This window comes from Halorubrum zhoui (genome assembly GCF_051194155.1).
Classification (GTDB): Archaea; Halobacteriota; Halobacteria; order Halobacteriales; family Haloferacaceae; genus Halorubrum.
The window spans coordinates 114,146-140,154 of record NZ_JBLZNJ010000002.1 but is presented as its reverse complement, the minus strand read 5'-3'; the positions used below and the strand labels follow the sequence as shown (position 1 = coordinate 140,154).

The 26,009-nt window shown below is 68.7% G+C and carries 25 protein-coding genes and 2 tRNA genes; 5 read left to right on the top strand and 22 right to left on the bottom strand.

Features of this window, described 5'->3' with window-relative positions:
• Positions 1 to 28 precede the first annotated feature (28 nt).
• From ACNTAO_RS02400 to ACNTAO_RS02370, 7 genes are all read right to left on the bottom strand, one after another.
• The gene (locus tag ACNTAO_RS02400; protein WP_435160351.1) at positions 29 to 694 is read right to left on the bottom strand and encodes a translation initiation factor IF-6; all 666 of its coding nucleotides are present in this window, start codon (positions 692 to 694) and stop codon (positions 29 to 31) included.
• Between the two features lies 1 nt (position 695).
• A complete protein-coding gene (locus tag ACNTAO_RS02395) occupies positions 696 to 974 on the bottom strand; it encodes a 50S ribosomal protein L31e (protein ID WP_435160350.1) in 279 nt (92 codons plus the stop codon).
• The gene (locus ACNTAO_RS02390; RefSeq protein ID WP_435160348.1) at positions 975 to 1,127 is read right to left on the bottom strand and encodes a 50S ribosomal protein L39e; all 153 of its coding nucleotides are present in this window, start codon (positions 1,125 to 1,127) and stop codon (positions 975 to 977) included.
• A 58-nt stretch (positions 1,128 to 1,185) separates the two neighbouring features.
• Positions 1,186 to 2,337 carry a M20 family metallopeptidase gene (locus ACNTAO_RS02385; protein WP_435160347.1) on the bottom strand — a complete coding sequence of 384 codons (1,152 nt, stop codon included), beginning with the start codon at positions 2,335 to 2,337 and terminating at the stop codon, positions 1,186 to 1,188.
• A gap of 36 nt (positions 2,338 to 2,373) precedes the next feature.
• The gene (locus ACNTAO_RS02380) at positions 2,374 to 2,658 is read right to left on the bottom strand and encodes a DUF357 domain-containing protein (protein ID WP_435160345.1); all 285 of its coding nucleotides are present in this window, start codon (positions 2,656 to 2,658) and stop codon (positions 2,374 to 2,376) included.
• A 102-nt stretch (positions 2,659 to 2,760) separates the two neighbouring features.
• Positions 2,761 to 4,563, bottom strand: coding sequence for a PAS domain-containing sensor histidine kinase (locus ACNTAO_RS02375; RefSeq protein WP_435160344.1), 1,803 nt, complete (start codon positions 4,561 to 4,563; stop codon positions 2,761 to 2,763).
• 1,014 nt (positions 4,564 to 5,577) lie between these two features.
• A tRNA-Lys gene (locus ACNTAO_RS02370) sits at positions 5,578 to 5,651 on the bottom strand.
• A 134-nt stretch (positions 5,652 to 5,785) separates the two neighbouring features.
• Between ACNTAO_RS02370 and ACNTAO_RS02365 the strand changes: the two genes are divergently transcribed.
• Together ACNTAO_RS02365 and ACNTAO_RS02360 are read left to right on the top strand one after the other, a co-directional pair.
• Positions 5,786 to 7,252 (top strand): DHH family phosphoesterase, encoded by a 1,467-nt coding sequence (locus ACNTAO_RS02365; protein WP_435160343.1) that lies wholly within the window; start codon positions 5,786 to 5,788, stop codon positions 7,250 to 7,252.
• 98 nt (positions 7,253 to 7,350) lie between these two features.
• Positions 7,351 to 8,778, top strand: coding sequence for an FAD-dependent oxidoreductase (locus ACNTAO_RS02360; protein WP_435160342.1), 1,428 nt, complete (start codon positions 7,351 to 7,353; stop codon positions 8,776 to 8,778).
• 30 nt (positions 8,779 to 8,808) lie between these two features.
• On the opposite strand, the gene ACNTAO_RS02355 is transcribed toward ACNTAO_RS02360, so the two are convergent.
• The 6 genes from ACNTAO_RS02355 to ACNTAO_RS02330 all read right to left on the bottom strand — a co-directional run bounded on the left by ACNTAO_RS02355 (position 8,809) and on the right by ACNTAO_RS02330 (position 13,717).
• On the bottom strand, positions 8,809 to 9,219 hold the full coding sequence (locus ACNTAO_RS02355) for a hypothetical protein (protein WP_435160341.1): 411 nt from the start codon (positions 9,217 to 9,219) through the stop codon (positions 8,809 to 8,811).
• Positions 9,216 to 9,710, bottom strand: a complete 495-nt coding sequence (locus ACNTAO_RS02350) for a phosphopantetheine adenylyltransferase (RefSeq protein WP_435160339.1) — start codon at positions 9,708 to 9,710, stop codon at positions 9,216 to 9,218. The genes ACNTAO_RS02355 and ACNTAO_RS02350 overlap by 4 nt, the downstream gene beginning before the upstream one ends.
• Before the next feature lie 123 nt (positions 9,711 to 9,833).
• Entirely contained in the window at positions 9,834 to 10,445 is a 612-nt protein-coding gene (locus ACNTAO_RS02345) for a helix-turn-helix domain-containing protein (RefSeq protein ID WP_435160337.1), read from the bottom strand.
• A 67-nt stretch (positions 10,446 to 10,512) separates the two neighbouring features.
• Positions 10,513 to 11,592 (bottom strand): glutamate--cysteine ligase, encoded by a 1,080-nt coding sequence (locus ACNTAO_RS02340; protein ID WP_435160336.1) that lies wholly within the window; start codon positions 11,590 to 11,592, stop codon positions 10,513 to 10,515.
• A gap of 219 nt (positions 11,593 to 11,811) precedes the next feature.
• Positions 11,812 to 12,495, bottom strand: coding sequence for an endonuclease III (gene nth, locus ACNTAO_RS02335; protein WP_435160335.1), 684 nt, complete (start codon positions 12,493 to 12,495; stop codon positions 11,812 to 11,814).
• A gap of 175 nt (positions 12,496 to 12,670) precedes the next feature.
• Complete coding sequence (locus ACNTAO_RS02330) at positions 12,671 to 13,717, bottom strand: threonine aldolase family protein (RefSeq protein ID WP_435160334.1); 1,047 nt, start codon at positions 13,715 to 13,717, stop codon at positions 12,671 to 12,673.
• A 92-nt stretch (positions 13,718 to 13,809) separates the two neighbouring features.
• Between ACNTAO_RS02330 and ACNTAO_RS02325 the strand changes: the two genes are divergently transcribed.
• Positions 13,810 to 15,336: a carboxypeptidase M32 gene (locus ACNTAO_RS02325; RefSeq protein ID WP_435160333.1), complete on the top strand. Its 1,527-nt coding sequence runs from the start codon at positions 13,810 to 13,812 to the stop codon at positions 15,334 to 15,336.
• 111 nt (positions 15,337 to 15,447) lie between these two features.
• Here the strand turns inward: ACNTAO_RS02325 and thiM are convergent, their stop codons facing one another.
• Positions 15,448 to 16,275: a hydroxyethylthiazole kinase gene (gene thiM / locus ACNTAO_RS02320; protein ID WP_435160332.1), complete on the bottom strand. Its 828-nt coding sequence runs from the start codon at positions 16,273 to 16,275 to the stop codon at positions 15,448 to 15,450.
• Between the two features lie 287 nt (positions 16,276 to 16,562).
• On the bottom strand, positions 16,563 to 16,703 hold the full coding sequence (locus tag ACNTAO_RS02315; protein WP_435160331.1) for a hypothetical protein: 141 nt from the start codon (positions 16,701 to 16,703) through the stop codon (positions 16,563 to 16,565).
• Between the two features lie 746 nt (positions 16,704 to 17,449).
• Here ACNTAO_RS02315 and proS point away from each other — a divergent pair.
• Entirely contained in the window at positions 17,450 to 18,925 is a 1,476-nt protein-coding gene (proS, locus tag ACNTAO_RS02310; RefSeq protein WP_435160330.1) for a proline--tRNA ligase, read from the top strand.
• 366 nt (positions 18,926 to 19,291) lie between these two features.
• Here proS and ACNTAO_RS02305 read toward each other — a convergent pair whose 3' ends face one another.
• The 7 genes from ACNTAO_RS02305 to btuC form a co-directional block, all read right to left on the bottom strand.
• Positions 19,292 to 19,423, bottom strand: a complete 132-nt coding sequence (locus ACNTAO_RS02305; RefSeq protein ID WP_435160329.1) for a rubrerythrin-like domain-containing protein — start codon at positions 19,421 to 19,423, stop codon at positions 19,292 to 19,294.
• Between the two features lie 635 nt (positions 19,424 to 20,058).
• A tRNA-Thr gene (locus ACNTAO_RS02300) sits at positions 20,059 to 20,131 on the bottom strand.
• Between the two features lie 568 nt (positions 20,132 to 20,699).
• On the bottom strand, positions 20,700 to 21,083 hold the full coding sequence (locus tag ACNTAO_RS02295) for a peptide ABC transporter ATP-binding protein (RefSeq protein ID WP_435160328.1): 384 nt from the start codon (positions 21,081 to 21,083) through the stop codon (positions 20,700 to 20,702).
• Entirely contained in the window at positions 21,070 to 21,291 is a 222-nt protein-coding gene (locus ACNTAO_RS02290) for a hypothetical protein (protein ID WP_435160327.1), read from the bottom strand. The genes ACNTAO_RS02295 and ACNTAO_RS02290 overlap by 14 nt, the downstream gene beginning before the upstream one ends.
• 70 nt (positions 21,292 to 21,361) lie before the next feature.
• Positions 21,362 to 22,351, bottom strand: coding sequence for a class I SAM-dependent methyltransferase (locus ACNTAO_RS02285; protein ID WP_435160326.1), 990 nt, complete (start codon positions 22,349 to 22,351; stop codon positions 21,362 to 21,364).
• A gap of 118 nt (positions 22,352 to 22,469) precedes the next feature.
• Complete coding sequence (locus ACNTAO_RS02280; RefSeq protein WP_435160325.1) at positions 22,470 to 23,675, bottom strand: ATP-binding cassette domain-containing protein; 1,206 nt, start codon at positions 23,673 to 23,675, stop codon at positions 22,470 to 22,472.
• Entirely contained in the window at positions 23,672 to 24,814 is a 1,143-nt protein-coding gene (gene btuC / locus ACNTAO_RS02275) for a vitamin B12 ABC transporter permease BtuC (protein ID WP_435160324.1), read from the bottom strand. Before btuC ends, ACNTAO_RS02280 begins: the two co-directional genes overlap by 4 nt.
• A 62-nt stretch (positions 24,815 to 24,876) precedes the next feature.
• On the opposite strand from btuC, the gene ACNTAO_RS02270 reads away from it, so the two are divergent.
• On the top strand, positions 24,877 to 26,007 hold the full coding sequence (locus ACNTAO_RS02270) for a PGF-CTERM-anchored ABC transporter substrate-binding protein (RefSeq protein ID WP_435160323.1): 1,131 nt from the start codon (positions 24,877 to 24,879) through the stop codon (positions 26,005 to 26,007).
• Positions 26,008 to 26,009 lie beyond the last annotated feature (2 nt).

Here is a 26,009-nt window from a genome sequence, read left to right as displayed (position 1 = left end):
AGTGTGAGCCGCGGCCCGCACGGCGAGCCTAGTCGATGAAGCCGAGCGTCTCTTCGATGCGGCCGAGCTCCGGGCCGGTCGTGTCGTCGCCGACCACGTAGCCCTCGTCGTTCGCGAGGAGTCCGGCACCGACGAGCGGCGCACCGTAGTTCACCGTCCCGACGTCTGCGCGGACGTCGAGCGCCGCCTCGATCGCCTGCAGCTCCGGCTCGCGGGCGTTCGGGTGACAGAGCACGCCGGTGTTGTTCGCGACCGCGGCCGTGCCGACGGTGTGGACGTCGGCGAGGTCGCCGCGCTCGACCGGGACGTCGAGCGCCTCGCCGATCGTCGTCACCGCCTCGCGAGGGAGGTCGGGGTGGACGTACGCCCCATAGTCGTTCGCCAGCACGACGTTGCCGGCGGCGTTTATCCGGCCCGGCAGCTCGGCGACCGGACGGTCGGCCGCCTCGGCGATCCGGTCGCGCTCTCGGTCGGTCACGCGTGCTGAGACCACGACGCCGTTTTCGTTGCCGACCGCGAGCGAGCCGACGGTGTTCGAGCCGCCGACCGTCGTCGCGAGGACGGTCGCGTCGAACTCGGTGCCGAGCGTCTCTGCGAGGTCGTCTTCGACGTCCGGTCTGACGAGGAGGAGGTCGTCGACGACGCGGGCGAAGACCCCCACGTACGACGAACCGGTGAAGGTCGCCCGTAACACGTTAGTCGGCGTGCTCGGCCTCGACGACCGGCTCGTCGTCCTCGACGAAGCGGGCCGCCCGGACGCGGAGCGTACTCGGCGGGTTCTGCCGGCCGTTCGCCCACACCGCCTCGTTGACCGAGGCGTCGAGTCGGACCTCGTCGGTCTCGACCGAGAAGTGTTTCGCGAGGTGTTGGCGGACGATCTTCATCGCGTAGTCTGCACGCTGCTGGACGGGTTTCCGTTTGGCGTCGCGGAGTGGGACCGTGACGACGCGCTCTTCGAACTCTGCGGTGCTCATCTACTCGTCCAGGTCGTTCCGCCGCCAGTTGCGACGCTTGGGGTTTCGGGTGACGTTCATGTCCGTCTTCATCATCACCCACGCGGGTACGCGGGTGTTCTGGCGCTCGGCCTTCGCCAGTCGCTTCTTTTTCGCCTTCGACTTCTCTCCCATAGTGCGCCGTACTTTCATCGGGCCGCATAAAACCCCTTCCATACCGCCACGCACCGAGCTACCACGTCGTCTCGGCGAGCCGCGTGTACGCCGCCTGACACCGTTCGAGCACGTCGATCGAGACGCTCTCCGTCTCGGTGTGTGCCTCACCCGGCTCCGACGGGCCACTCACCACGCACGCGGTGCCGGCGGCGGCGAGCCACCCCGCGTCGGTCGCGTGTGGCTTGACGACGTGCGCTGGCGCGTCGAGTCCCCGCTCGTCGTGGACCGCACGCGTCGCCTCGAGCGCCGCCGCCGCGAACGCGTCGTCAGAACACCCCATCGGCGGCAGATCCTGCTCGACGACCCACTCGACGCCCGCGCGGTCGGCCGCCTGCGAGAGGTCTGCACGCACGTCGGGGACCGTCCGCTCGTCTATCGTCACCGTACAGCGGTCCGGAATCACGTTCCACGCGTCGCCGCCGTGGAACTCGGTGACGACGACCGAGCCGGTGACCGTCTCGCCGACCACCGTCGTCGCCGGTGCGTCGAGGTCGCGGACGACCTCGACCGCGTCACAGGCGCGGTAGATCGCGTTCTCGCCCGCGGCGGGCTCGGAGGCGTGTGCGGACGCGCCGGTCACGGCCAGCGTCGAGGCTCGACGCCCCTTGTGGGCGACCGCGACGTCCGTGACGCCGGGCTTCGAGTAGTTCGTCGACCCCTCGGCGACGAGCGCGTAGTCGGGGACGAATCCCTCGTTGATCGCGTGTCTCGCACCCTCTCCGCCGGTCTCTTCGCCGACGAACGAGGCGACGGCGAGGTCCCGACCGGCCGGCACCGACGCGTCCCTGAACGCGAGGAGACACGCGGCGACCGCGCCCTTCATGTCGGCGCTCCCGCGGCCGTATATCCGGCCCTCTCGACGTTCGACGACGTACGCTCCCTCGGTCTCCTCGCCCGTCGTTTGCCGCGCTGCCGGGGGGACGACGTCGTGGTGACCGACGAGTGCGAACAGCGGACGGTCACCGTCTGCTGTGACGTCGGGTGCGCTTTCGTCCGTGTCCGAACCGGTGCCGCGTCTGTACGCGATCACGTTTCCGACGGCGTCGCGCTCGACCTCGGCGTCGGTCTCGTCTCGGAGCCAGTCGACGATCGCGTCTCCGGCGGCGGTCTCGTCGTCGTGTGACGGAATCGACACGAGTCGCTCGGTCAGGGCGGCGACCTCACTCATACGTCTCCCTTCTGCGTCGAGTACTTAACTTCACGCTCAGGTCGTGAACAGTTCGGTGTCGGCCGGAACGGCGAACAGCCCCATCCGAACGCCGGCGTCCAGCCACCCGTAGCCGTACGAGAACGAGGCGAGCGCGTTCACCGGGTCGTCGGTCGCACGGAAGTGGCGGCCGTCGGCGAGGTACGACGACGCCATCTCGCGGACCTCCGCGGCCGCGACGCCGAGCGGTGACTCCGCCGGTGGACGCGGCTCTGCGGCGTCGAGCGCCTCGGTGAGCATCCGCTCGTACCGGTCGGTCTTCTCTGTGAGGTCGGCACTCATGCGCCGCGATTCGGCGCGTGCGCACAAAACGGACGCGGGTCACGAGCACACGACTGCCGGTGCGCCCTCGGCCACGGACCCTGCCCGATCCCAGCCGAGCCGTCACGCCGGCGTCACGCCGGTGATCTCGAATCGCGCACCGCCGCCCTCGGCGTCGACGACACGAATCTCCCAGCCGTGGGCGTCCGCGACCTGTTGGACGATCGTGAGCCCGAACCCCGTCCCCTCTCGGTCGGTCGAGTACCCGGCGGTGAACACCCGGGCGCGCTCGGCCGCCGGAATCCCTGGTCCGGTGTCCGCCACGAAGAATCCGTCGTCGAGTCCGCCGACGGTGACGGTCACGTCGCTGCCGCCGTGTTCGGCCGCGTTGGCGAAGAGGTTCTCGACGAGCTGTTTGAGCCGGCTCCGATCGGCGTAGAGCCGGCATTCGCCGTCGATTCGGAGCACCGCCGAGTCGGTCGCGACGGTGGCCCAGCACTCCTCGCTGAGGCGCTCGAGGTCGACCAGTTCGACCTCGCCCGCGTGTGCCCCGGCGCGGGCGAGCGTCAACAGATCGTCCACGAGTGCCGTCATCCGCGAGAGCGCCTCGTCGATCGCCTCGACGCGCGTGGCGTCACACTCCTCACGAAGCAGCTGGGTGTGCCCGACGGCGATGCTCAACGGATTGCGCAGGTCGTGGCTGACGACGCTCGCGAACTCGTCGAGTCGGTCGCGCTCGCGCTCGAGCGCGCGTTCGCGCTCCGTCGTTGCGGTGACGTCGCGGTACACCCAGAGGTGGCCGCCGCCGCCGGGAAGCTGCGTCGGCCGATAACTTCGCTCGACCGTTCGACCGTCCCGAAGCGCGATCGTCTCGTCGTCGACGGGTGCCCGCTCGGACACGATTTCGGCGATGCGCCGCGGGAAGTCGTCGGCGTCGACGAAGACGTCCGCGGCCGCCTCGGCCAACCGTTCACAGTCCGCCCCGATGGCCTCGTCGGGGCTGCCCGGCGTTCCGAGCAGGTCGAACAGGAAGTCGTTGGCCGCGAGGACGTTTCGGTCGGCGTCTTCGGCCAGCACCCCGACGGGGAGCGCCTCGAACAGCGTCGAACGCACCTCGTCGGTTCGCTCGAGCGCGTTCGTCTCGGCGACTCGGTCCGTGACGTCGCGAAACTGTGAGAAGACCGCGACGACGGCACCGTCACGGCCGGTGACCACGCGGTTGTGCCACTCACACACGATCTCCTCGCCGTCCCGTCGAACGTTCGTGTTGACGCTGTGGTAGCCGCCGCGGTCCGCGAGCAGGTCGTCTACCGTCTCACCGACCCGTCCGCCGGCGTCGTCGGGGACGATCTGTTCCCACGACGTGCCGCGCAGCTCGGCCTCGCTGTAGCCCAGGATCTGTGTCGCCGTCTCGTTGAGTCGCACGAGTTCGAACGCTTCGTTCCACTCTATGACCCCGAGCGGCGACTGCTCGACGAACAACGAGAGTCGCTCGAGGCTGTCTTCGAGCTCCCGGTCGGCCCGGTACCGTTCGACCGCGTTCGTGATCCGGTTCGCGAGGACGGCGTACTGACCCGTGCCCGTCTGCTTCCGGACGTAGTCGGTGACGCCCGCCGCGATGGCTTCGCTGGCGACCGCCTCGCTTCCGTTCCCGGTGTACAACACGAACGGCAGGTCGGGGTGGGTCTCACGGACGGTACACAACAGCTCCACGCCGGTCTGCTCGGGCATGTCGTAGTCGGAGACGACGCAGTCGACTCGCTCGCTCGCGAGGTGTTCGAGCGCCTCGTCGGGACTCGTCGTCACGTCGACGTCGAAGTCGTCGTCCGCTCGTTCGAGGAACGTCGCCGCCATCGACGCGAACTCCGGATCGTCGTCTACGTGGAGGATTCGAACGGGTTCCTCGGTGGCTCCCGGCGCGTGCATCGTGCGATAGCGGTCCCAGCCACGGAATATAGCTATTGGGGCGCGTTCGGTGCGTGGGTGACGCCCGGTAACTACGCCGGTTCGACTCCGTCGACGCGCCAGTCGCCTGCTCTTCGTCTGGCACCGACGAGCGTTACCGCACGGTACACGCACGTGGCCCAACCACTCGGTGAGGACTCCACGAACGCTCTTCGGATCGTGCACGATACGGCGTGACCTCGTGACGGCGTGGCGTGTACGACCATCACACCACGTGGCGCGCGCCTCGCGAGGTCGCCGGAGGCGGCCTCGCGAGCGCGTGCGAGGGATGAGCGAGGGAGCGACGCGACCGAGCGAATCGGCTGGGGAGGGCGTGGCCAAGTGGTGTCCGGGTGTCGCGCGGTCGTCTCGATCACACGGCCACTCTCGTATGCGAGCGAATCGGCCCGGGAGGGCGTGGCGGTAACTGGTGCCCGGGTGTCGCGCGGTCGTATTCACGTACGTCCTGCCGACGCATCGAGTGGGCCGAGGAAGGTGTCTGACCACCGGGCTCACCCGTCCCGACGATACTTCTGCGTGTCCACGGCTAATTCGCTCGCATACGGCAGTCGTGAGACTACGGCTGAGACGACTCGCGGCCGAGACAGCCCGTGGTCGAGACGACTCGCGACCGAGACAGCTCGCGGTACCCGGACACCGATTACCGCCACACCCTCCCCAGCCGATTCGCTCGGTCGCTGCGCTCCCTCGCTCATCCCTCGCACGCGCTCGTGGACACGCTATCGCGGTCCACGAGGCGCGCGCCACCACAGATCGGTGTAAACACGATCGTTCGGCGACTCTCCGAGCCGTCCGGAGTGAGGATACCGCTTCAGAAACGCCGCTGGTGGTTCACATCCGAGACGGCGTCCCTCGGCGTGGACTCCGGCGATATCGACGCGTTCTGCGGTCGATCCCTGACGTCACTGCGGTTGAGTGACTGGGCCGCAATCCGATGTGCCTCCAATAAAGGGTGGAAAACGTATATATGGTGTACGGGCCGAGCGCGATTTGAACACGCGACCGACGGATTAAGAGTCCGTCGCTCTCCCTGACTGAGCTATCGGCCCTCATCAGTTTGTATCGCTGTGTGGGTAAAAGCCCTTTTCATTCGACGGGCGGCGCGGCGACGACGGCGGGCCGATCCCTCGTGTTTCGGGTGAGAGCGTACTCGTTAAGTGGCGTGCCGCGGAACCGATGGACAATGAGTAGTGGCGCATCCGGCTCCGCACGCACGCGATACGCGATCCTCGGCTGTGGAAGCGTCGGGCACGCGGTCGCGGACGCGCTCTCGGAGCGCGACAAGGACGTGCTCATCCTCGACCGCGACGCAGACCGCGTCGAAGCACTGCGGGATCAGGACCTCAACGCGCGCGTCCAAGACATCGCAGAGCCCGACGTCGTCGACGCGGTCGAGGACCGCGACATCCTGTTGATCCTCGCGTCCGACGTCGAGGCCAACAAGCAGGCGGTGTCGGCGGTGCGCGACAGCGGCGGCGACCAGTACGTCGTCGTCCGTGCGTCGGATCCGGTGAGCGAGGACGAGCTTCGCGAGCGCGGCGCCGACGTCGTGATCAACCCCTCGACGGTCATCGCTGACAGCGCCCTCCAGTCGCTCGAGACGGGTGAACTCGAGTACATGGCTCGGCAGCTCGCCGAGATCATCGAGGAGACGGACGGCACGATGGCGATCCTGACCCACGACAACCCCGAACCAGACTCGATCGCCTCGGCGACCGCACTCCAGGCGATAGCAGCGAGCTTCGGGGTCGAAGCTGACATCGTCTACTCCGGCGACGTGGGCCACCAAGAGAACCGCGCGTTCGTCAACCTGCTCGGGATCGACCTCCAGTCGCGGGCCGACACCCCGCCGCTCGCGGAGTACGACACGGTCGCCGCCGTCGACCTCGCGAAGTCAGCCGAGGAGGCGGCCGTCCCAGGACACGTCGAGATAGACGTCTACCTCGACCATCTCGAGTCGGACGCCCCGCCGGACGCGCGCTTCGTCGACGTCCGGACGAACGTCTCGTCGACGTCGACGATCCTCACGAAGTACCTCCAGGAGTTCGACCAGTCGCCCTCCGAGGCGGTCGCGACCGCGTTGTTGTACGGCATCCGCGCGGAGACGCTCGACTTCAAACGCGACACCACGCCGGGTGACCTCACCGCCGCGGCGTACCTCCACCCGTTCGCGAACCACGACACCCTCGAGCAGGTGGAGTCGCCGTCGATGTCCCCGGAGACGCTCGACGTGCTCGCCGAGGCGATCCAGAGCCGCCAGGTGCAGGGGAGCCACCTCTTTTCGACCGCCGGATTCATCCGCGACCGCGAGGCGCTCGCCCAGGCCGCCCAGCACCTCCTCAATCTTGAGGGGATCACCACTACGGCCGTCCTCGGGATCGCAGACGACCACATCTACCTCGCCGCTCGGTCGAAAGACATCCGCCTCGACATCGGCAACGTGCTTCAGGAGGCGTTCGCAGAGATGGGCGACGCGGCGGGCCACTCCACGCAGGGATACGTCGAGATTCCACTCGGCATCTTCACCGGCATCGAGACGAGCGGCGGGAACCGCGACACGCTGTTACACCTCACCGAAGAGGCGGTCAGACGGAACCTGTTCGAGGCGCTGGGTGTCGAAGGCGGAACGGAAGGCGGCAACGGTTCGTGACAGCTGACTGACGTCCTCGGCCGGCGTCACCGGCGGCGCGTGTTCGCCCGCCGCACGCGCGCCATGGCTTTTTGTCCGCCCTCGTCGACTCGACGAACATGACGGACCCCTTCGTCGTCGTCGGTGCCGACGCGGCCGGGCTCAGCGCGGCCAGCAAGTTCCGACGTGAGCGACCCGACCGCGACGTCGTCGTCTTCGAACGCGGACAGTTCATCTCGTACGCACACTGTGGCACGCCGTACTTCGTCGAGGGGCGGGTGTCTCGGCTCTCGGACCTGCTCTCGCTCTCGCCGGCTGACGTCGACGATCGCGGGATCGACCTCCGGCGAGGCCACGAGGTGACCGCCGTCGACCCGGAGACGAAGACGGTTCACGTTCAGACGCCGGGAGGCACGACGAGCGAACAGCCGTACAGCGCGGCACTCGTCGCAACCGGCGCACACGCCGTCACCGGCCCGTTCGACGTGTCGGAGCTCGCCGGCGCGTTCACCCTCCACGGACTGAACGACGCCGCCGCGATCGACGCGTACATCGCCGACCCGGACGAGTACGACCCGGACAGAGCCGACGTCGCGGCGGTCGACCGCGACCGCGTCGACCGCGCCGCCGCCCATCCCGCTCCCGACGCCGCCGCGATCGTCGGTGGCGGATACGTCGGCGTCGAGATGGCCGAAGCGCTCCGCGGACGCGGCCTCGACGTCCACCTGTTTCAGCGGTCCGAGAGGCTCCTCCCGCCGTTCGGGGCGGCCGTCGGCGACCGCGTCGCCTCGACGCTGACGGCACACGACGTGACCGTCCACACGGGAACGTCGGTCGACGCCATCCTCGGTGGGGACCGCGTCGAGGGCGTCCGCGCCGGCGGTCGAACCGTCCCGGTCGAGCTCGCGATCGTCGGCGTGGGCATCGAACCCGCCACCGCGGTGGTTGACGGGGCAGGCATCGACTGCGGTCCTCACGGTGCGATCCGGACCGACCGCTACGGTGAAACGAGCGAGCCGGACGTGTACGCGGCCGGCGACTGTGCGGCGTCGAGACACGCGGTGACGGGCGAAGAGACGTGGATGCCACTCGGGCTCACGGCGAACCGGTCCGGCCGAGCGGTCGGCGCGACCGTCGGGGGTGACCCAACACCGGTCGGTGACGTCGCCGGCACGGCCGTCGTCAAGGCGTTCGAGATGGAGTGTGGCCGGGTCGGACTCGCCACCGAGACGATAGCACGCGACGCGGGATTCGACCCCGTGAGCGAGACGGTCACCGCCGGGTCACGGTCAGGGTACTACCCAGGGGCGGCCGAGACCGACGTCACGCTCGTCGCGGACGCCGACTCTGGGCGACTCCTCGGCGGGAGCATCGCCGGCACCGACCACGCAGCCGTGCGCATCGACACGCTCGCGACCGCGATCCACGCGGAGCTGTCTGTCGCGGCGGTCGAGCGACTGGACCTCGCGTACGCTCCCCCGTTCAGCCCGGTGTGGGACCCGGTGCTCGTTGCGGCAAAGGTGCTACGCGGGTCGCTCGAGTCGTGAGCGCTCCGGTCTCTGCGTACCGTGTGACAGTCACCGAGCGCGCTCGGGGTGCGACGCGTCGGCGACCCGAGCCGTGACGACGCCAACCCCACCGAGGAGCGCCGCGGTGCCGACGGTCGCGGCCGTCACGACGACGGTGAGACGTGGATCGACGCCCCAGCCGACCTGCGACAGCGCGAGCCCGCTCACGGGACCGAGCGCGAGAAGCGTCGACGGTCCGCCTCCGGCACCCGTCCGTGCGAACCCGACCACGCCGACGAGTGTGAGCACGACACACCCGACCACGAACGGGTCGGTCGCTGCCCCGGAGACGGCGTCGACGGGTTCGGACTGGCCGACGAGCGTCCCACCGGCAAATGTGAGCCCACTGCCGACGAGACTCCAGGCCGCGGCGCGCTCGAGCCGGCGTCCGGCGCGCTCGTCGGTCGCTCGACCGCTCATTCCGGTGGGGTCGCGCCGCGGCCGGCTCGGTCGGGCGTGAGCCGACCGTGTTCGTCTATCTCGCCGGCGAGGATGCGAGTCGAAGAGATACGGTCGCCGTCGTCGGCGAGCACGTGGTCGACGACGACGATCTCGAGGGGGTCGCGACCGCGCGACTCACGGATCTCGTTGATCCGTTCGGCGCCCCCTCTCGTCTCGGGAGAGACGACGAGCGCGTCGAACGTCGGCTCGACCGCGATGCCCGTCGGTGCGTCGAGCGGTCGGATCGTGAACTCGCGGCCGTGAGACGCGGCTATCGGCGCAATCTCGGCTTCGACGTCGCGTTCGCGCGCCTCGTACGGGCGGACGTACCGGTCGACGTGACGGGTCTGTGGGGCGAGTTCGTCGGTGGTGAGGCCAACGGTCACGTCACCGAGTTCGAACGCGCGGTCGAACAGCTTTCGGTGGCCGTCGTGAACGGGGTCGAAGGTGCCACCGAGCGCGACGTTCATGCCCAACCGTACGCCGGGTGGAACTTAAATTGCCCACAACGAACCGAGCGACGACGGCTGGACCACTGCCCAGGCCGAGGTCGCGCGCGGGGTGTCGGCGTTCGAGGGCGACGTGCGGGCTCTTCAGGCGGTATCTGCGTCCGGCCGTCGTCGGTCGGCTGCGTCGTCGGTCGTGCCGCCAGTCGCGTCGTCGGTCGCGTCGTCGTCTGCGTCTGGTGCAGCGACGGATATCTGTACCGGGTCGGCCGCGTCGTCGTCCGGTGTGTCTCCGCCGAGACGGCTGTCGAGGGTGAACACCGCGTTGAGTTCCGCTTGGACGTCACCGACCACGCCACGGACGAGCTCGCTCGGTGCGATGGCCTCGTACTCGTACGGATTGTTGCCAGCCCCGTCGGCCTCGCGCTTCGAGCGCGAGACCGTCCCTTCCTCGTGTAGTTCGGCGAGCGCTTCGCGGACGGTGCTCGGGTAGAGCCCCGTCCCTTCTGCTATCTCGTCGCTCGTACACTCCGGATGCTCCCGGAGGTAAACGTAGATGCGCGCTCGCGTCTCGGTGTCGAGCAGCCACGCCAGCAGGTCGACGATGCCGTCGTCGAACTCCCGAACGGCACGGCCAGCGCCCTCGCCGAGCCGGTCCCGGGTCCGTTTGAGCTCCGCTTTGGTCCGTTCCGTAGCCGACCCCTCGTCGTCGACGTCGTCGACGTCTCCCTCGTCGCCACCGATGTCGTCCGTGGCCATACTGCGTGATGGCTCTACGCGGGCAAAAGCGTTCCTCGTCGGGGAGACGACGGCACGGGTCCGGCGCTCACGGCTCCACGAGCAGGTCCGCACAGAGCGCCTGTACGCCCTCCTGCTCGTGTATCCGACGCTGTCTGTCAGCCCCGCTCTCGGCGTCGTACACGGCCCGGACACCGTCGACGCCGAGCCGGTCGCAGACCTCGTCGACGACCGTCTCGAGCGAGACGGTTCCCGTCCCGTCTCGCGTGATGAACGAGGCGTCGTGGCCGTACCTGACCGCTCGCCACTTGTTCTCATCGAGCAGCTCACGCCGTGGTGTCGGCAGCGACTCCCCGTCGGCGTGTCGCTCTGCGAGGTCGACGACGAGCGCGTGAACGAGCTCTGCGAACGCCAGCGCCTTCGCTGGGTCGCGCTGTGCGTCTGGCGCCCGCACCTCGACGGTCCCGTGTTCTGTGTGCGGGCGCACGTCGAACCACAGCTCTCCACGGTCTTCGATCGAGCCGTGGTCGATCATCCGCCGCTCGAAGCGTTCGAAGTCGTCGAAGTCGTCGAACGCCGTCGGGATGCCGGTGTTCGGGAGCGACTCGAATACGGTCGCACGAGCCGACGCGAGCCCGGTGTCGTAGCCGTCCCAGAACGGCGAGTTCACCGAGAGTGCGAGCAACACCGGACAGTACCACCGGAGGTGGTTGGCGATCCACACTGCCCGGTCGGGGTCGTCGACGCCCACGTGCACGTGGAGTCCCGCGGTCGTATTGCGGTGTTGGGGGTACTGGATCCGGTCGAGTTGCGATCGATACCGCGGCTTCTGTGCGTGGTCGAGCTCACGCCACCGAGCCGCCGGGTGTAGTCCCGCCGCGGCGATGCCGTAGCCGTCTTCGGCGGCGTGTTCGACGAGGGCCGCACGGACCGCTTCGAGCGCCGACTGCGCGTCGCTCGGGTCCTCGATGAGCGGCGTCTGTGCCTCGATCGTACACGTGAACAACTCGTGATCGAATCCATCGGGGACGGCATCTGGCGGCTCTCGCCCGTAGACGAGGTCGTCGATGCCGCCGGTCGGCCGGCCGTCGGCGTCGACGATGAAGAACTCCTCTTCGATCCCGAGCGTTCCGAGCCGGGTGAACGCGTCCCGCGAGCCGTGCTCCATCGTTCTGGGATCGCCCTGGCCGTTCTTATATGACGCGGATACCGGCGGGCACGTGGCGATCGCGTGGTGGTCGCGTACCAGTCGTGTGGTGGTCGCGCACCAGTCGTGTGGTGGTCGCGCACCAGTCACGTGGTGGTCGCGTACCAGTCGCGCGGTCCGTCGGCAGCACATTGTGGCCCGCCTCGGCTCGTCTCGGCCTCTCGCGCCCTCCGAACACACTCACCACTCCTCGCCGCTGGCGAGGTCGACGTCGGCGTCCGGCTTGGCCGACGGGCAGCGATCTGCAAGCACACAGGCCGAGCAGTCCGGGTTGATCGCGGTACACACGGCCCGGCCGTGGTCGATCAGGAGGTGGGTGAGCTGCTGCCAGTCGTCTTCGGGGACGACCTCGAGGAGATCCGATTCGATCTGTGGTGGTCGCTCCTCGGTCGTGATCCCGAGTCGACGAGTGATCCGCTGGACGTGTGTGTCGACGACGATCCCCTCGACGACGTCGTGACCGTGCTGGAGCACGACGTTTGCCGTCTTCCGGCCCACGCCCGCGAGGTCGGTGAGTTCGTCCATCGTATCCGGGACCGCTCCGTCGTGCTTCTCGGCGATGTCTGCACACGCCGAGCGAATGTACTCTGCTTTGTTGTTGTAGTAGGTGATCGAGTCGATCGCCGCGGCCATCGCTTCTTGTGATGCGTTCGCGTACTCTTCGGGCGTCTCGTACGTCTCGAAGAGATCGGCCGTGACGCCGTTGACTCGCTCGTCGGTACACTGTGCAGAGAGGATCACAGCGATGAGCAGTTCTAGCCGATTCGAGTAGCGCAGCGAGATAGTCGAGTCGGGGTACTCCTCGTAGAGCCGCTCGAGCACCGCCTCGACCTGCGCCTCGCGGGGTTCGAGTGGGGTTCCCATACGACCCGTCGTCGCCGGTGACGGTTGAACGATCCGGAACCCGACCCGTCGTCGCCGGCGGCGGCCGAACGACCCGTCGTCGCCGGTGACGGTTGAACGATCCGGAACCCGACCCGTCGTCGCCGGCGGCGGCCGAACGACCCGTCGTCGCCGGCGACGGTTGAACGACCCGTCGTCACGCCGCGAGGTCGTCGACGACGGTCGCGACCCGATCGACCGCCGTCTCGACGGCGTCCGCGTCGACGTCGAGGTGCGTCGTGAACCGCGTGGTGTACGTGTCGAAGGCGCCACAGCCGACCCCTGCCGTCTCACACGCCTCGACGAGGTCCTCGGCGGTCACGCCCGCCGCCTCGGTGTCGGCGATGACGATGTTCGTGTCCGGCTCCGGCGCGCGCACGCCGTCGATCGCGTCGAGTCCGGCGGCGAGCCGGTCTGCGTTCGCGTGGTCGTCCGCGAGCCGGTCGACGTTCTCGAGCGCACACAGTCCGGGTGCCGCGATCATCCCGGCCTGCCGCATCCCGCCGCCGAACAGCTTGCGCACCCGTCGGGCCTCCTCGACGAATGCGGCGTCGCCGGCCAGGATCGACCCGACCGGTGCCCCGAGCCCCTTCGAGAGACAGAACGTGACGCTGTCGACCGCCTCGAGCAGTTCGGGAGCCGGCGTGTCGAGCGCGACGCTGGCGTTGAACACGCGTGCCCCGTCGAGGTGCACGGGAACCCCGGCGTCGTGTGCCGCCTCGGCCGCGGCGTCGATCTGCGACTTCGGGACTGCGACGCCGCCACGGTAGTTGTGGGTGTTCTCGAGCGCACACAGCCCGGTACCCGGACGGTGCAGGTCCTCCTCAACGAGCGCCGACGCGACGGCCGCTGGCGTCGGCACACAGCGGTCACCCGCGTCTATCGTGCGCGTCTGGACGCCGGAGAGCGTCGACGCCCCGGCGAGCTCCCAGCGGTAGATGTGTGACTCACGCTCTACGATCAGTTCCTGTCCCGGCTCGGTGTGGACGTTGACGGCGATCTGGTTCGCCATCGTTCCGGAGGGAACGTAGAGGGCGGCCTCGGCGCCGACGGCCTCGGCGGCTCGTTCCTGGAGCTGCTCGACGGTCGGGTCGTCGCGGTACACGTCGTCGCCGACCGGCGCGTCGCGGGCGGCCTCACGCATCGTCTCGGACGGCCGGGTGACGGTGTCAGAGCGCAGGTCGATGTAGCTGTCTGTCGCCATTCGATAGCTGGAGGTACACGCCCACGCTCAAATACTCCTCGGCCGCCGGGACCGTCGATTCCTTACGCTTCGGGCACGGACGGACGCCCACGATGGCTACCGAAGTAGACACCGACGAGGGTGACACCGCCCCCGACGCGTACGAGGCGCTCGTGGAGCGCGCGCGCCGGTGGAACACGGTCGGCAGCGCGGCCGGCGTCCTCCAGTGGGACCAGCAGGTGATGATGCCGCCGAAGGGCACGCCCGCCCGCTCGAAGCAGCTCTCGACGCTCTCGTCGCTGCGTCACGACCTCCTCACCGACGACGACACCGCGGCGCTGCTCGACACCCTCGAGTCGGCGTCGCTCACCGACGAACAGGCCGCCGCCGTCCGCGAGATCCGCCGCGAGCACGAGCGGTCCGCGGCCGTCCCCGTCGAACTCGTCGAGGAGATCTCCGAGGCGAGCACCGAGGCGCTCGCGGCGTGGGAAGAAGCAAAGGCCGCCGACGACTTCGAGGCGTTCGCGCCGTACCTCGAGCGGAACGTCGAACTCAAACGTGAGTACGCCACACACATCGACCCCGACCGCGACCCGTACGCGGTGTTGTTCGAGGACTACGAGCCGTGCCTCCCGCTCACACAGGCCGAGTCGATACTCGAGTCGCTTCGAGAGGCGCTCGTCCCGATGATCGACGCGATCCGCGCGTCGGACCACGACCTCGCCGTCGACACCTTCCAAGGGACGTTCCCGGTCGACGACCAGGAGGCGCTCGCACGCGACGCGCTCGAGCTGCTGGCGTACGACTTCGACCGCGGCAGACTCGACGTCTCCTCACACCCGTTCACCTCGGGGAACCAGTTCGACTGCCGGGTGACGACCCGGTTCGACGAGTCCGACGTGCTCGGGGCGCTCACCTCGACGATCCACGAGTTCGGCCACGCCCAGTACAACCTGGGCCTCCCGAAAGAGGCGTGGGGCACGCCGCTCGGTGAGTCGCGGGACCTCTCCGTACACGAGTCGCAGTCGCGGCTCTTCGAGAACCACGTCGGTCGGAGCCGGGCGTTCTGGGAGGCGTTCCTGCCGGCGGTACACGACCGCCTCCCGGAGACGACCGACGCCACGGTCGAGGACGCCTACGAGGCGGTCAACCAGGTGTACGAGGACAACCTGATCCGCGTCGAGGCGGACGAGCTCACCTACCACCTCCACATCGTGATCCGCTTCGAGATCGAACGCGACCTGGTGCGCGGTGACCTCGCCGTCGAGGACGTCCCCACCGCCTGGAACGACGCGTACGAGGAGTACCTCGGGGTTCGCCCCGAGACCGACGCGGAGGGGTGTCTCCAGGACATCCACTGGAGCCACGCCAACTTCGGCTACTTCCCGACCTACTCGCTCGGCTCGGTGATGGCGGCACAGCTCTACGACGCGGCGACGGACGACGTCGACGGACTCGAGTCGTCGGTCGCCTCCGGCGACGTCGAACCGCTCCGCGAGTGGCTCGGTGAGCACGTCCACCGACACGGGTCCCGCTACGAGACGAACGAGCTGGTCCGGCAGGCGACCGGCGAGGACTTCGCCGCGGACGCGTTCCTCGCGTACGTCGAAGCGAAGTACGGCGCGCTGTACGACCTGTAACGTACGGCGCGCTGTACGACCTGTAACGTACGGCGCGCTGTACGACCTGTAACGTACGGCGCGCTGTACGACCTGTGGCGGCCCGAGTCGTCCCCGGCGGGAAGGCCTCGGTTAGCGTTCTACACCGAGGACCTGCTCGATCCGGTCGTCTACCGGGTCGGTGGCGACGTCGCGAAGGCCGGCGACGGCGTCTTTGAACGCCACGTTGTAGCTGGCCGGGCCGTGGACGGCACCAAACTCGCCTGCAGCCGCAGCTTCACCGGCGAGGCCGAATCCGACGGTTCCGGCCAACGCGGCTCGCTCGGGGTCCTCGACTGCGCCCGCGACGGTCGCGAGTGACCCGCCGAGCATGCAGCCGGTTCCGACGACGGTGCCCATCTGTGGGTGGCCGGCACTCACTTCGTGCGCCGTCTGGGGCGTCGCCACGACGTCGGTCTCACCGGACGCGACGACGACGGTGTCGTACTCGCGGGCGCAGGCGACCGCCGTCGTCGCGATGTCGTGGTACTCGCCGACCGATTCGACGCCGCGGACCGCCGCCTCGTCGCCGGTGAGTGCGGTAATCTCGCCGTAGTTTCCGTTGAGTATCGCCACGTCGAGTTCGGTGACGAGCCGCGTTGCGACGCGGTCCCGCGTCGGTGTCGAGCCGGCACCGACGGGGTCGACGACGACCGGGACGCCAGCTTCGTTCGCCGCCCGGCCGGCAGCCAGCATCGTCGTCTCTCCTGTCTCGCTTACGGTTCCCATGTTCAACAGACACGCCTCCGATGCAGCAACCATGTCGCCGACCTCGCGTTCGTCGTCGGCCATCACCGGTAGCCCGCCCCAATGTAAAATCACCTGTGCGACGTCGTTCACCGTGACGGCGTTCGTGACGGCGTTGACCAACGGCGAGTCGGTCGCGACGACGTCCATCGCCTCCTCGAGGTCGACGGTCATACCGCAACCTCCAGCGCCTCTCCGTGCGGCTCGTACCGGCCGGCTACGATCCGGCGCGTCCGGCCGATCCGTACCGGGTCGACGAGAGACGTGTAGACACTCTCGGCGGGGCCACCGGCGGTCGGTGTGACACTACTGCCCGCGGGGCGGGCCGCTTCGCTGCTCGAACGCGAGCCGAGGGGGAGTCGCATGGGCGTCACTGCATACTACTCAGTGATACACTTGACGAATCGCCGCACTGACCGCCGGTAGCGGAGGGCGTTCGTTCCGTCTCGTCGCCGTCGGGTTCAGTCGTCGGCAGGATCTCGTGACACTGCTACGAGGTGTTGTTGGGCACTCCGAATCGCGTACCGTACCTCGGCGTCGGTGGCGTTTCGTAGGGCTTCGTCCAGTAGCTCGTCCACGCTGGCGAGGTGATCGGCAGTCATCGGGCAGGCATTGTGGCGATCGGATTTTAGTAATGCGGTGCCTACGCCCGTCGCATCTTTGCGCACCGACCCTGTGCGATCATGGCGCCTGTGTGATCGAGCCGGCTCCACGGTACCCGGACACCACGTGGCCGCACCCACTCCCTGCGCGTGTGATAGTGGCCGTGTGACCGAGACGACCGCGCGACTTCCGGACGCTCCGTTCAGCCCCACACCCTCCCGGGCCGATTCGCGCGCATACGTCGTTGGTGGCTGTGTGACCGAGACGACCCACGGCACCCGGACACGAGTTTCAGCCACACCCTCCCGGGCCGATTCACTCGCATACGTCGTTGGCGGCTGTGTGACAGAGACGACCGCGCGACCGCCGGACACAAGTTTCAGCCACACCCTCCCCAGCCGATTCGCTCGGTCGCGTCGCTCCCTCGCTCATCCCTCGCACGCGCTCGCGAGGCCGCCTGCGGCGGCCCCGCGAGGCGCGCGCCCCGTGGACGGACCGGATAGCGGCGCCGTCGGTCGCTGTCGCTGGTCGCAGCGTCGGCTCGGGGGAACACGCCGTATGTCGGCCGTGGTCCACTGTCGGCGCGTGACTCGATGTGCGCGTGACTCGGTATGTGACTCGATGTGCGCGTGACTCGGTATGTGGCTCGATGTGCGCATGACTCGGTGTGTGGCTCGGCAGCCGTGTGGTGGGTCGACGCGCGCCTTCGGACGTTTTAAGCCCGCGACTCTCGCTTTGAAGGACAATGAGCGACGACGATCAAGAGCTCGGGATCACCGAGTCCAAATCGCACAACACCGGGGAGTGGTACGCCGAGGTCGTCCAAAAGGCGGGACTCGCAGACTACGGTCCCGAAGGCATGAGCGGATTCATCGTCACCCGTCCGCGGGCGTACGCGGTCTGGGAGCGGCTTCAAGCCTTCCTCGACGCGAAGTTCAAATCGACGGGGGTACAGAACGCGTACTTTCCGTTGTTCATTCCGGAGTCGTACCTCGAGCGCGAAAAGGACATCGTCGAGGGATTCGACCCAGAAGTAGCGTGGGTGACGGAGGCGGGGACCGCCGCACTCGACGAACGACTCGCGGTGCGGCCGACCTCCGAGTCGATCATCACGCCGTACATCTCACAGTGGGTCCGGAGCCACCGCGACCTGCCGCTGCGGGTGAACCAGTGGTGCTCGGTCGTCCGATGGGAGGCCACGGAGACGAAGCCGTTCTTCCGCACGAAAGAGTTCCTCTGGCAGGAGGGCCACACGGCCCACGCGTCTGCTGAAGACGCGTGGAGCGAGACGCTGATGCGGCTCGACCAGTACGAGTCGGTGTACGAAGACTGCCTCGCGATTCCCGTACTCCGCGGCCAGAAGCCCGACCACGACGCGTTCCCGGGCGCAGAGACGACGACGACGGTCGAGGCGCTCATGCCCGACGGGAAGTCGGTGCAGGGCGCGACCTCACACCACCTCGGGCAGTCGTTCGCGGAGGCGTTCGACATCACGTACGTGGACACGGACGAGACCGACCGAACCGCCCACACCACGTCGTGGGGGCTCTCCTGGCGCGCGCTCGGCGCGCTGATAATGACCCACGCAGACGAACAGGGGCTCGTCTTGCCGCCGACGGTGGCGCCGACACAGGTCGTCGTCGTCCCCATCTGGCAGGAGGACACGAAGGCCGAGGTCCACGCGTACGCCGAGGCTATCACCGCTGCCCTCGAAGACGCCGGCATCCGCGTCGACCTCGACGACCGCGACGAGCGGAACCCCGGGTTCAAATTCAACGAACACGAACTCAACGGCATTCCGCTCCGGGTCGAGATCGGGCCGAACGAGGTCACGGACGAGGAGCTCACCGTCGTCCACCGCCCGGACGGTGAGCGGACCGTCGAGGCCCGCGCAGACGTCGAGGCCGCGGTCGAGTCGCACCTAGAAGCGGTGTACGCGAAGCTGTACGCGGCCGCCGAGGAGACGCTCGACGGGGCCGTCCGCGAAGCCGACGACCGCGCGGCGATCCTCGGCACGCTCGGTCGACACGGCGGGTACGTGAAGACGCCGTGGTGTGGCGACGAAGCGTGTGAAGAACCGATCAAAGAACCGATGGCCGCCGAGATCGTCATGGTGCCGTTCGAGTCCGACGACCCGCTCGTGACCGACGATCACGACGAGACGTGTGCCGTGTGTGACGCCCCCGCAGAGCGAACCGCGTACTTCGCGAAGTCGTACTGAGCCGACGGTCGGTCGTCACCACGTCGGGCACGTCCGCCGATACCGGGCCACGATCGGCGCAACTCGCGTCGCGGCCGCCGAAGTATGTCCCCGTCGAGCGAACGGCACGCTCGATCCCGGGACCTGCGCGACACGGACCGCACGGATTCGGGCGGAGGTAGCCACGATGAAACGGGCGCAGTCGCAGCGGAGCTCGAGTGGACGGCGACGGAGACCAGCCACGGGGCTCCGGGACGACGGGAGCCTAGACGGATGTAGGCTCGGCCGAGAGAACGGACTCTCGCCGCCCGACGCTGGAGGCGACGACACAGCAGACGCAGGACCGTGATGAGCACCCTGGCGCGAGTCGGGCGGGCTGTCGCACCCTCACAGGTCTCGCGACTGACTGAGGTTCCACAGCTCGCCGCCACACTCACACCGCCCCGGAGACTCGGCTCGGTCACCACAATCTACACACTCGTACACCGTTCGGCCGTCTGTCTCACACGTTGGACGCATACGTCGCCGATACCGCTTCTGAAGTAATAACGACCGCCGTTATATTCTTAATATTGATCGATCGTCTCTCGGAGCAGCGGTGTACGTTCGATCATCGCCGGCGGACGTGGGCGTGTCGTCGTCACACACCGCACGTTCGTCGGATCGGCGGCGAGGGTTTATATTACGACCGAGTACTGCCGGGTACATGGCTGGATCCGACGAGGACACGCGCGGGCTTGCGTTCGAGCAGGCAGCGGCGTCGTGCGCGCGGTAGTGGCTGTGGGGGTCGGACGACTGTGCGACCGCCGGGTACCACTTACTGCCACGCCCTCCCCAATACACGTGTGAGCGTGACTGTGTGAGTGAGATGACCGCACGGCACACGGACAGCATCTAGGCCACGCCCTCCCCAATACGCGTGTGACGGTAGCTGTGTGACCGAGACGACTCTGCGATAGCCGGACACCAGTTACCGCCACACCCTCCCCAGCCGATTCGCTCGGTCGCTTCGCTCCCTCACTCATCCCTCGCACGCGCTCGCGAGCCCGCCTTCGGCGGCCCGCGAGGCGCGCGCCACGTACCAAGCTGGCGTCGTCGACTCCTCGATTGGGCGTTTTCTACGGCCGGTTGAGTTGACGTCGTTCGGATAAAAGAGCCGGAGGAGGGATTTGAACCCTCGACCTATTCCTTACGAAGGAATCGCTCTGCCAGCTGAGCTACCCCGGCGCGCGACCGAATATACCCCGAAGACGAAAATAAGGGTTCCGGAACGGGGCCGACGTCGTCGCGGGGTGGACCGCCCGACGTCCGGATCGAGGTCGTCGACGAGAACGAACGAAACGGATAGTATCCTCTCGATTATTGGATCACGTATAAGGACAACAGCTAAATATGTGTGTGAAATTCGAGCGTATGCCGTACGACACCGATCGCATGCCACGGTTTCGAGGACGGTTTCACGACGGTGTCTGCCCGACCGGTGCCCGTGTCGGGCGGTACGACCGCGCCGGCGATCGACCCCACCGGTCGTCGGCCGCGGGCTTCCACTGTCAGCACAGCCGACGTGTGACGGACGTCTCCGACGTGCCAAGCGCGAGGTCGCCTCTGGCCCCGACGGTCCACGGCTGTGGATCCTTGTCATGTACCGGGCACACGCGTTCGTCCCCGCCTCTCTCCGGGGACGACGACCCCACTTGCGGCGAGCGACACATCGTGAGCGGCGCGGCCGTCCACGGACGACGGCAAAAAACGCGGTCGTGGTCGGTCGCCGCGGCCCGACCGATCCGGTGAGTCGCTACCTGACGACTCGACGCGCCGTGTCGACGGCGGCCGAGAGTCCGTCCCACCCGGCGCCGAGGACGCCAGCGACCCGCGGCTCGGCCGGAGCGACGTCGAGCCACCGGGCCACCGGACCGGGCCGGGCGGTCGAGCCGAGCACGGCGACGGTTCGCCCTCTGACGCGCACCTCCACGCTGAGGTCCGTCGCGACGAGGAGTCGGGTCGGCCCGGCCGCGTCCACCTCACTCGCCAGCGACCGGGCGAGCCGCACGGCCGCCCGAACCGTCGGCACCTCCACGAAGAGCCGATCACCGGTCGACCGCACGTCGAACTCGGTGCCGTCGACGGCCAGCGACAGGTCGTCGGTGACGACGCTCAGCGGCGCCTCACTCTTGTTCACGGGTGGTGACTCGCACGGTCCCGTCGAGCCGCCAGTGCGCGTGTTCTGCGTCGTCGCCGGTCCCGCTTGGCACCTCGACGTTCATGTCGTCGAACTCGTAGATGATCTCCGCGTTTCGACCGGTCAGCCGGTCGTACAGGCTGATCGCCAGGTCGGGCCAGCTCGTCGTCTCTTCGATTCGCGCCTCGGGGGTGTCGTCGGCACTCATGCAAGCGTCGATTCGCGCTCTACCATCATATAATTTGTCACGGTTTCGATGGTTCGTCGTGCGGCCGCGTTCACCGCCGCGTCAGCCGAACGTCGAGACAGACGTTCTCTTCGTGTGGGGCGTACGACCGGACGACCCGTTCGGTTTCGACGGACACGTCGTACGTCGAACCGGCCGCCTCCTGGATCGCTCGTCGACCCGGTCCGAAGGGGTCGGCGTCGTGTTGAATGTCGTAGTAGTGGAGCACGCACTCGTCGCTCGCGAGCGACACGGCCGTCTCGAGGAAGTCGTCGGCCGAGTGCGGGAGGTTCATCACGAGGCGGTCGGCGGTGTCCGCGTACGCGTCGGTCGTCGCACGAACGTCGCCGACGACCGTCGTCACGCGGTCTTCGACGCCGTTTCGAGCCGCGTTCTCTCGGAGGTACGCCACCGCGACCTCGTTCACGTCACAGGCGACGACGTCGGCCCCGCGGTCGGCCATCGGGATCGCGTACGGCCCGACGCCGGCGAACATGTCGACCACGCACTCGCCGGCGGACACCTGCGTCGTCACCCGGTGTCGCTCGGTGGCGAGCCGCGGTGAGAAGTACACCCGCGCCACGTCGAGCGCGAACGCGTGGCCGTACTCACGGTGGACGGTTTCGGTGTCCTCGCCCGCGAGCACGTCCCACTCGCGGACGCGGTGGGCGCCTTCGATCGGCGACGCTCGGTCGAGCACGGTCGTACACGAGAGGTCGGAGGCCATCACCGCATCGGCGATGGCTCGCGCACGCGATGGGTCGTCTTCGTCGACGATGACGATGTCACCGAGTCGCTCCAGCGACGGCTCGAAGCCGAGCACGTCGGCGGGCGTTCGCTGGCGGTCTCGTGCCGCGACGTCGCGCTCGACGACCCGATCGGCGAGGCGGTCCGGGAGTCCGGCCGGGTCCGTGACCGGCAGGTAGATCGTCCCGTCGTCGACGACGATCTGGTGGTCCCCGTCGAGCACGTCGGCCTCGGCGAGTCGCGCCCGGACGGCCTCGCCGCGCTCGCGCGCGACCGCGACGCAGGGAACGGTCATCGGTGAACGAAGACGGTCGGAGCGATAAAGCGTGACGCTTCGACCGCCTCGGGGTGTGACCGCGGCGATCCGTTCCGGGAAGTCGTCGCGGTGTCGACTGCGCCGACCACGCCGCGGTTCACGCGTCCGAGCCAGCGGCCGCAGCGACGCGCGCGAGGAGCGTCTCGTCGGTCGGCGGGTCCGCCGTGTCGACCACGAGGTCCGCGCGTTCGCGAATCGCACCCGTGAGCGTCCCCGAGCCGTCCGTGACTGCGACGACGACGGCCGCGCATTCGGCGAGTTCCACCGCCGTCGCCTGCGCCGACTCGTCCACGTCGGCGAACGGCGGGACCGAGACGACCGTCGCATCGACGTCGGCGGCGGCGAGTGCGGCGGCATCGCCGGCGGGGACGACGCCGACCGAGAGGTCGTGTCCGGCCGCGCCGAGTCGCGCCACGATCCGGGCCGTCTCGGGTCCGACGCCGGCGACGTGAACCCGATGGGCGGCGGCGTCCGTTGACGGGTACGCGGTCACCGCTCGCCCGCCGGTTGCAGGGGCGCGGCCGACGAACGCCTCGGCGTCGAACGCCTCGTGGACGGTGTCCGCATCGAGCACGGCATCGGGTGGGCCGGCCGCCCGGACGCGGCCGTTCGCGAGCACCACGACCCGGTCGCAGTATCGGGCCGCCATCTCGAGGTCGTGGATCGCGGCGATCGCGGCGCGCCCGTCGTCGACGAGTCGCCGGATGAGAGCCATCGTCTCCACCGCGTGGTTCACGTCGAGGCTCGCCGTCGGCTCGTCGAGCAGCAGTGCCGGCGTCTCTTGTGCGAGCGCGCGTGCGAGGAGTACACGACTTCGCTCCCCGCCGGACAGCTCGGTTATCGGTCGGTCGGCGAACGCCGTCGTCCTCGTGCGCGCCAGCGCGTTCTCGACCGCGTCGGCGTCACTCGCGTCCGGCCCCTCGAACCGCCCGCGGTGTGGGGTCCGTCCCATCTCGACGACCGCTCGCACGGTGAACGCGAACGAGAGTCCCGTCTCCTGGGGGACACTCGCGACGCGACGGCCGACGGCGCGCGCCGAGAGCGTCTCGAGGGGTGCACCGTCGAGTCGAACCGAGCCCGCGTCTCGCTCGACGACTCCCCGTATCGCCCGCAAGACGGTCGTCTTCCCGGCACCGTTCGGGCCGACGAGTCCGACGAGTGAGCCGGCCTCGAGCGTCAGGTCGACCCCCTCGACGACGGTGCCGTCGCCGTACGAGACCGCGAGGTCGCGGACGACGACGGGGTGCTCCGCGTCGGCCTCGTCGTTGGCACCGTCGTCCGTGGCTGACACCTCGTCGCTCACAGCTCGTACACCTCGCGACGGTCGAGCAGGTAGACGAAGAACGGTGCCCCGACGGCGGCGGTGACGACGCCGACCGGAAGTTCGGTCGCGCCGGCGCGGGCGACTGTATCGGCCGCGACGAGAAACGTCCCGCCGGCGAGTGCGGCCGTCGGGAGCAACACCCGGTGGTCCGGCCCGACGACGAGCCGGAGCATGTGTGGGACGACGAGCCCGACGAAGCCGACGATCCCGGCGAAGGCGACGCCGGCGGCCGTCACCAACGCGCTCGCGGCGAGCAACACCCGCTTGGTTCGCTCGACGTCGACGCCGAGCCCCTGCGCCTCCGACTCGCCGAGGAGCATGACGTTCAGCTCGCGGGTGTACCCGAGGAGCACGACGAACAACGGCGGCACGACGAGTCCGACGACGAGCACCTCACTCCAGGTCGCACCGGAGAGGTGGCCCATCAGCCAGGCGACGATCCGCCGGAGCGACTCGCCCGCCTGCAGCTGGAGGTACGAGATGACGGCGCCAAGAAACGTCTGGACCGCCACACCCGCCAGGAGCAGCGTCGCGACCGGCGTCCGTCCCCGGCGGGTCGCGATGGCGTACACGCCGAACGCGGCCACGAGGGCACCGGCGAAGGCGAACAGGCTGACCCCCGCGCCGTGTGAGAGGTTGACGTCGACCGCGCCGACTCCCGGTATCCAGAGCGTTCCGACGAGCGCGACCGGCGAGACGATGAACGCGACCGCGCCGGCCGCCGCACCCGACGAGACGCCGATGATCGAGGGGTCTGCCATCGGGTTCCGGAAGAACCCCTGCATCACGGTGCCGGCGGCTGCCAGCGCGAAGCCGACGAGCGCTGCGAGCAGGATGCGCGGCAGCCGGACCAACACGACGATGCGACGGTGTGTGTCGTCGACGGGGAACGCGAACGGCGACTGATACACCACGCCGAGCCGTGGCAGCGCCAACGGACCGGCCCCGGCGGTCCCAAACTCGACGCCGGCCGGGATCGCGACCGCGTTCGCGACGACTCGCAGGACCGTCGCCGGTGGAATCCGTACGGGTCCGACGCCAGCGCTCACCGTCACCGCGACGGCGAGTATGACGGAGAGCGCGAGCGACCACAGGGTCGCACGACGACGGACGCGCATTCGGTATCCAACACCGCTTGTAGTAGGTAAATACTTATTGACACGGCCGCCTCGGTGATCCGATGCGAACCCAACGTGCGGTCGTCGCCGGCGTGCTCGTGGTGGTCGCCCTCGTCGGCGGTGCCGTCGGGATGGCGGCAGCCGACGACCCGACCGGAGCCGGCGACCGGTCACCCGGGGTGACGTCGCAATCGGCGGCTCCTGTGCCACAGACCGACACCGACGATGGGACCTGTTCGTTCCCGCTGTCGACGACGGACGCGACGGGCCGGACCGTGACGCTCGAGTCGCCTCCAGAGCGCATCGTCACGACGAACCCGTCGGCCGCACAGACCCTGTGGGAGCTCGGTGCGCGCGACCGCGTCGTCGGCGTCACTCAGTACGCTTCGTACCTCGAGGGTACAGCGCGCCGGACGAACGTCTCCGCGGCGGGCCTCGGCGTCAGCGTCGAGCGAGTGGTCGGAGCGGACCCGGATCTCGTGATGGCACCGAACGCCTCCGCCGATCAGGTCGAGTCGCTCCGTGAGGCCGGACTCACCGTGTACCACTTCCCCGCGGCGACGAGTATCGCGGACATCGCCGACAAGACGACGACGACCGGGCGACTCGTCGGCGCCTGTGCGGCCGCGGCCGACACCAACGCCGAGATGCGCGCGGCCGTGAACACGACGCGGAACCGTACTGCGGGGATCGACCGGCCGGCCGCACTGTATCCGCTCGGCGGCGGCTTCGTCGCCGGGGGCGATACGTTCATCACCGCGGTGATGGAGGTCGGTGGACTCGAGAACGTCGCTGCCGAGTACGCCGGCTACCCGCAGCTCTCCGACGAGGTCGTCTTGCAGGCGGACCCGGACGTGCTGGTGGTGACCGACCCGGACGCACCGATCCTCGACGAAGAGCCGTACGCCAGCACGACCGCGGGACGGACGGACCGCGTCGTGGTCGTCGAGGTTCAGTGGATGAACCAGCCAGCCCCGCGGAGCGTCGTCGAGGCGACGACGACCATCGCGGACGCGGTCGCGGCGTTCGAGGAGACGCCGAGCGCCGACGGCGGGACGTCGACCGACACGGCCGACGGAGAAGCCGATTCGACGGCGTCCGAGACCGGTGCCGCAGCGCCGGGCTTCGGCTTTCCGGTCGCCGTCCTCGCCGTGCTACTCGGACTTCTCGGCGCGACCCGGCACCGGCCCTGACC

Excerpts from the sequence above, each read along its gene's own strand:
- ACNTAO_RS02385 (WP_435160347.1), bottom strand. The coding sequence starts at position 2,337 with ATGAGTGAGGTCGCCGCCCTGACCGAGCGACTCGTGTCGATTCCGTCA.
- ACNTAO_RS02285 (WP_435160326.1), bottom strand. The coding sequence starts at position 22,351 with ATGACCGTTCCCTGCGTCGCGGTCGCGCGCGAGCGCGGCGAGGCCGTC.
- ACNTAO_RS02315 (WP_435160331.1), bottom strand. The coding sequence starts at position 16,703 with ATGACTGCCGATCACCTCGCCAGCGTGGACGAGCTACTGGACGAAGCC.
- ACNTAO_RS02360 (WP_435160342.1), top strand. The coding sequence starts at position 7,351 with ATGACGGACCCCTTCGTCGTCGTCGGTGCCGACGCGGCCGGGCTCAGC.
- ACNTAO_RS02365 (WP_435160343.1), top strand. The coding sequence starts at position 5,786 with ATGAGTAGTGGCGCATCCGGCTCCGCACGCACGCGATACGCGATCCTC.
- ACNTAO_RS02340 (WP_435160336.1), bottom strand. The coding sequence starts at position 11,592 with ATGGAGCACGGCTCGCGGGACGCGTTCACCCGGCTCGGAACGCTCGGG.
- ACNTAO_RS02345 (WP_435160337.1), bottom strand. The coding sequence starts at position 10,445 with ATGGCCACGGACGACATCGGTGGCGACGAGGGAGACGTCGACGACGTC.
- ACNTAO_RS02330 (WP_435160334.1), bottom strand. The coding sequence starts at position 13,717 with ATGGCGACAGACAGCTACATCGACCTGCGCTCTGACACCGTCACCCGG.
- ACNTAO_RS02395 (WP_435160350.1), bottom strand. The coding sequence starts at position 974 with ATGAGCACCGCAGAGTTCGAAGAGCGCGTCGTCACGGTCCCACTCCGC.
- ACNTAO_RS02380 (WP_435160345.1), bottom strand. The coding sequence starts at position 2,658 with ATGAGTGCCGACCTCACAGAGAAGACCGACCGGTACGAGCGGATGCTC.
- nth (WP_435160335.1), bottom strand. The coding sequence starts at position 12,495 with ATGGGAACCCCACTCGAACCCCGCGAGGCGCAGGTCGAGGCGGTGCTC.
- ACNTAO_RS02350 (WP_435160339.1), bottom strand. The coding sequence starts at position 9,710 with ATGAACGTCGCGCTCGGTGGCACCTTCGACCCCGTTCACGACGGCCAC.
- proS (WP_435160330.1), top strand. The coding sequence starts at position 17,450 with ATGAGCGACGACGATCAAGAGCTCGGGATCACCGAGTCCAAATCGCAC.
- btuC (WP_435160324.1), bottom strand. The coding sequence starts at position 24,814 with ATGCGCGTCCGTCGTCGTGCGACCCTGTGGTCGCTCGCGCTCTCCGTC.
- ACNTAO_RS02305 (WP_435160329.1), bottom strand. The coding sequence starts at position 19,423 with ATGCGTCCAACGTGTGAGACAGACGGCCGAACGGTGTACGAGTGTGTA.
- ACNTAO_RS02325 (WP_435160333.1), top strand. The coding sequence starts at position 13,810 with ATGGCTACCGAAGTAGACACCGACGAGGGTGACACCGCCCCCGACGCG.
- ACNTAO_RS02290 (WP_435160327.1), bottom strand. The coding sequence starts at position 21,291 with ATGAGTGCCGACGACACCCCCGAGGCGCGAATCGAAGAGACGACGAGC.
- ACNTAO_RS02390 (WP_435160348.1), bottom strand. The coding sequence starts at position 1,127 with ATGGGAGAGAAGTCGAAGGCGAAAAAGAAGCGACTGGCGAAGGCCGAG.
- ACNTAO_RS02375 (WP_435160344.1), bottom strand. The coding sequence starts at position 4,563 with ATGCACGCGCCGGGAGCCACCGAGGAACCCGTTCGAATCCTCCACGTA.
- ACNTAO_RS02270 (WP_435160323.1), top strand. The coding sequence starts at position 24,877 with ATGCGAACCCAACGTGCGGTCGTCGCCGGCGTGCTCGTGGTGGTCGCC.
- ACNTAO_RS02355 (WP_435160341.1), bottom strand. The coding sequence starts at position 9,219 with ATGAGCGGTCGAGCGACCGACGAGCGCGCCGGACGCCGGCTCGAGCGC.
- thiM (WP_435160332.1), bottom strand. The coding sequence starts at position 16,275 with ATGACCGTCGACCTCGAGGAGGCGATGGACGTCGTCGCGACCGACTCG.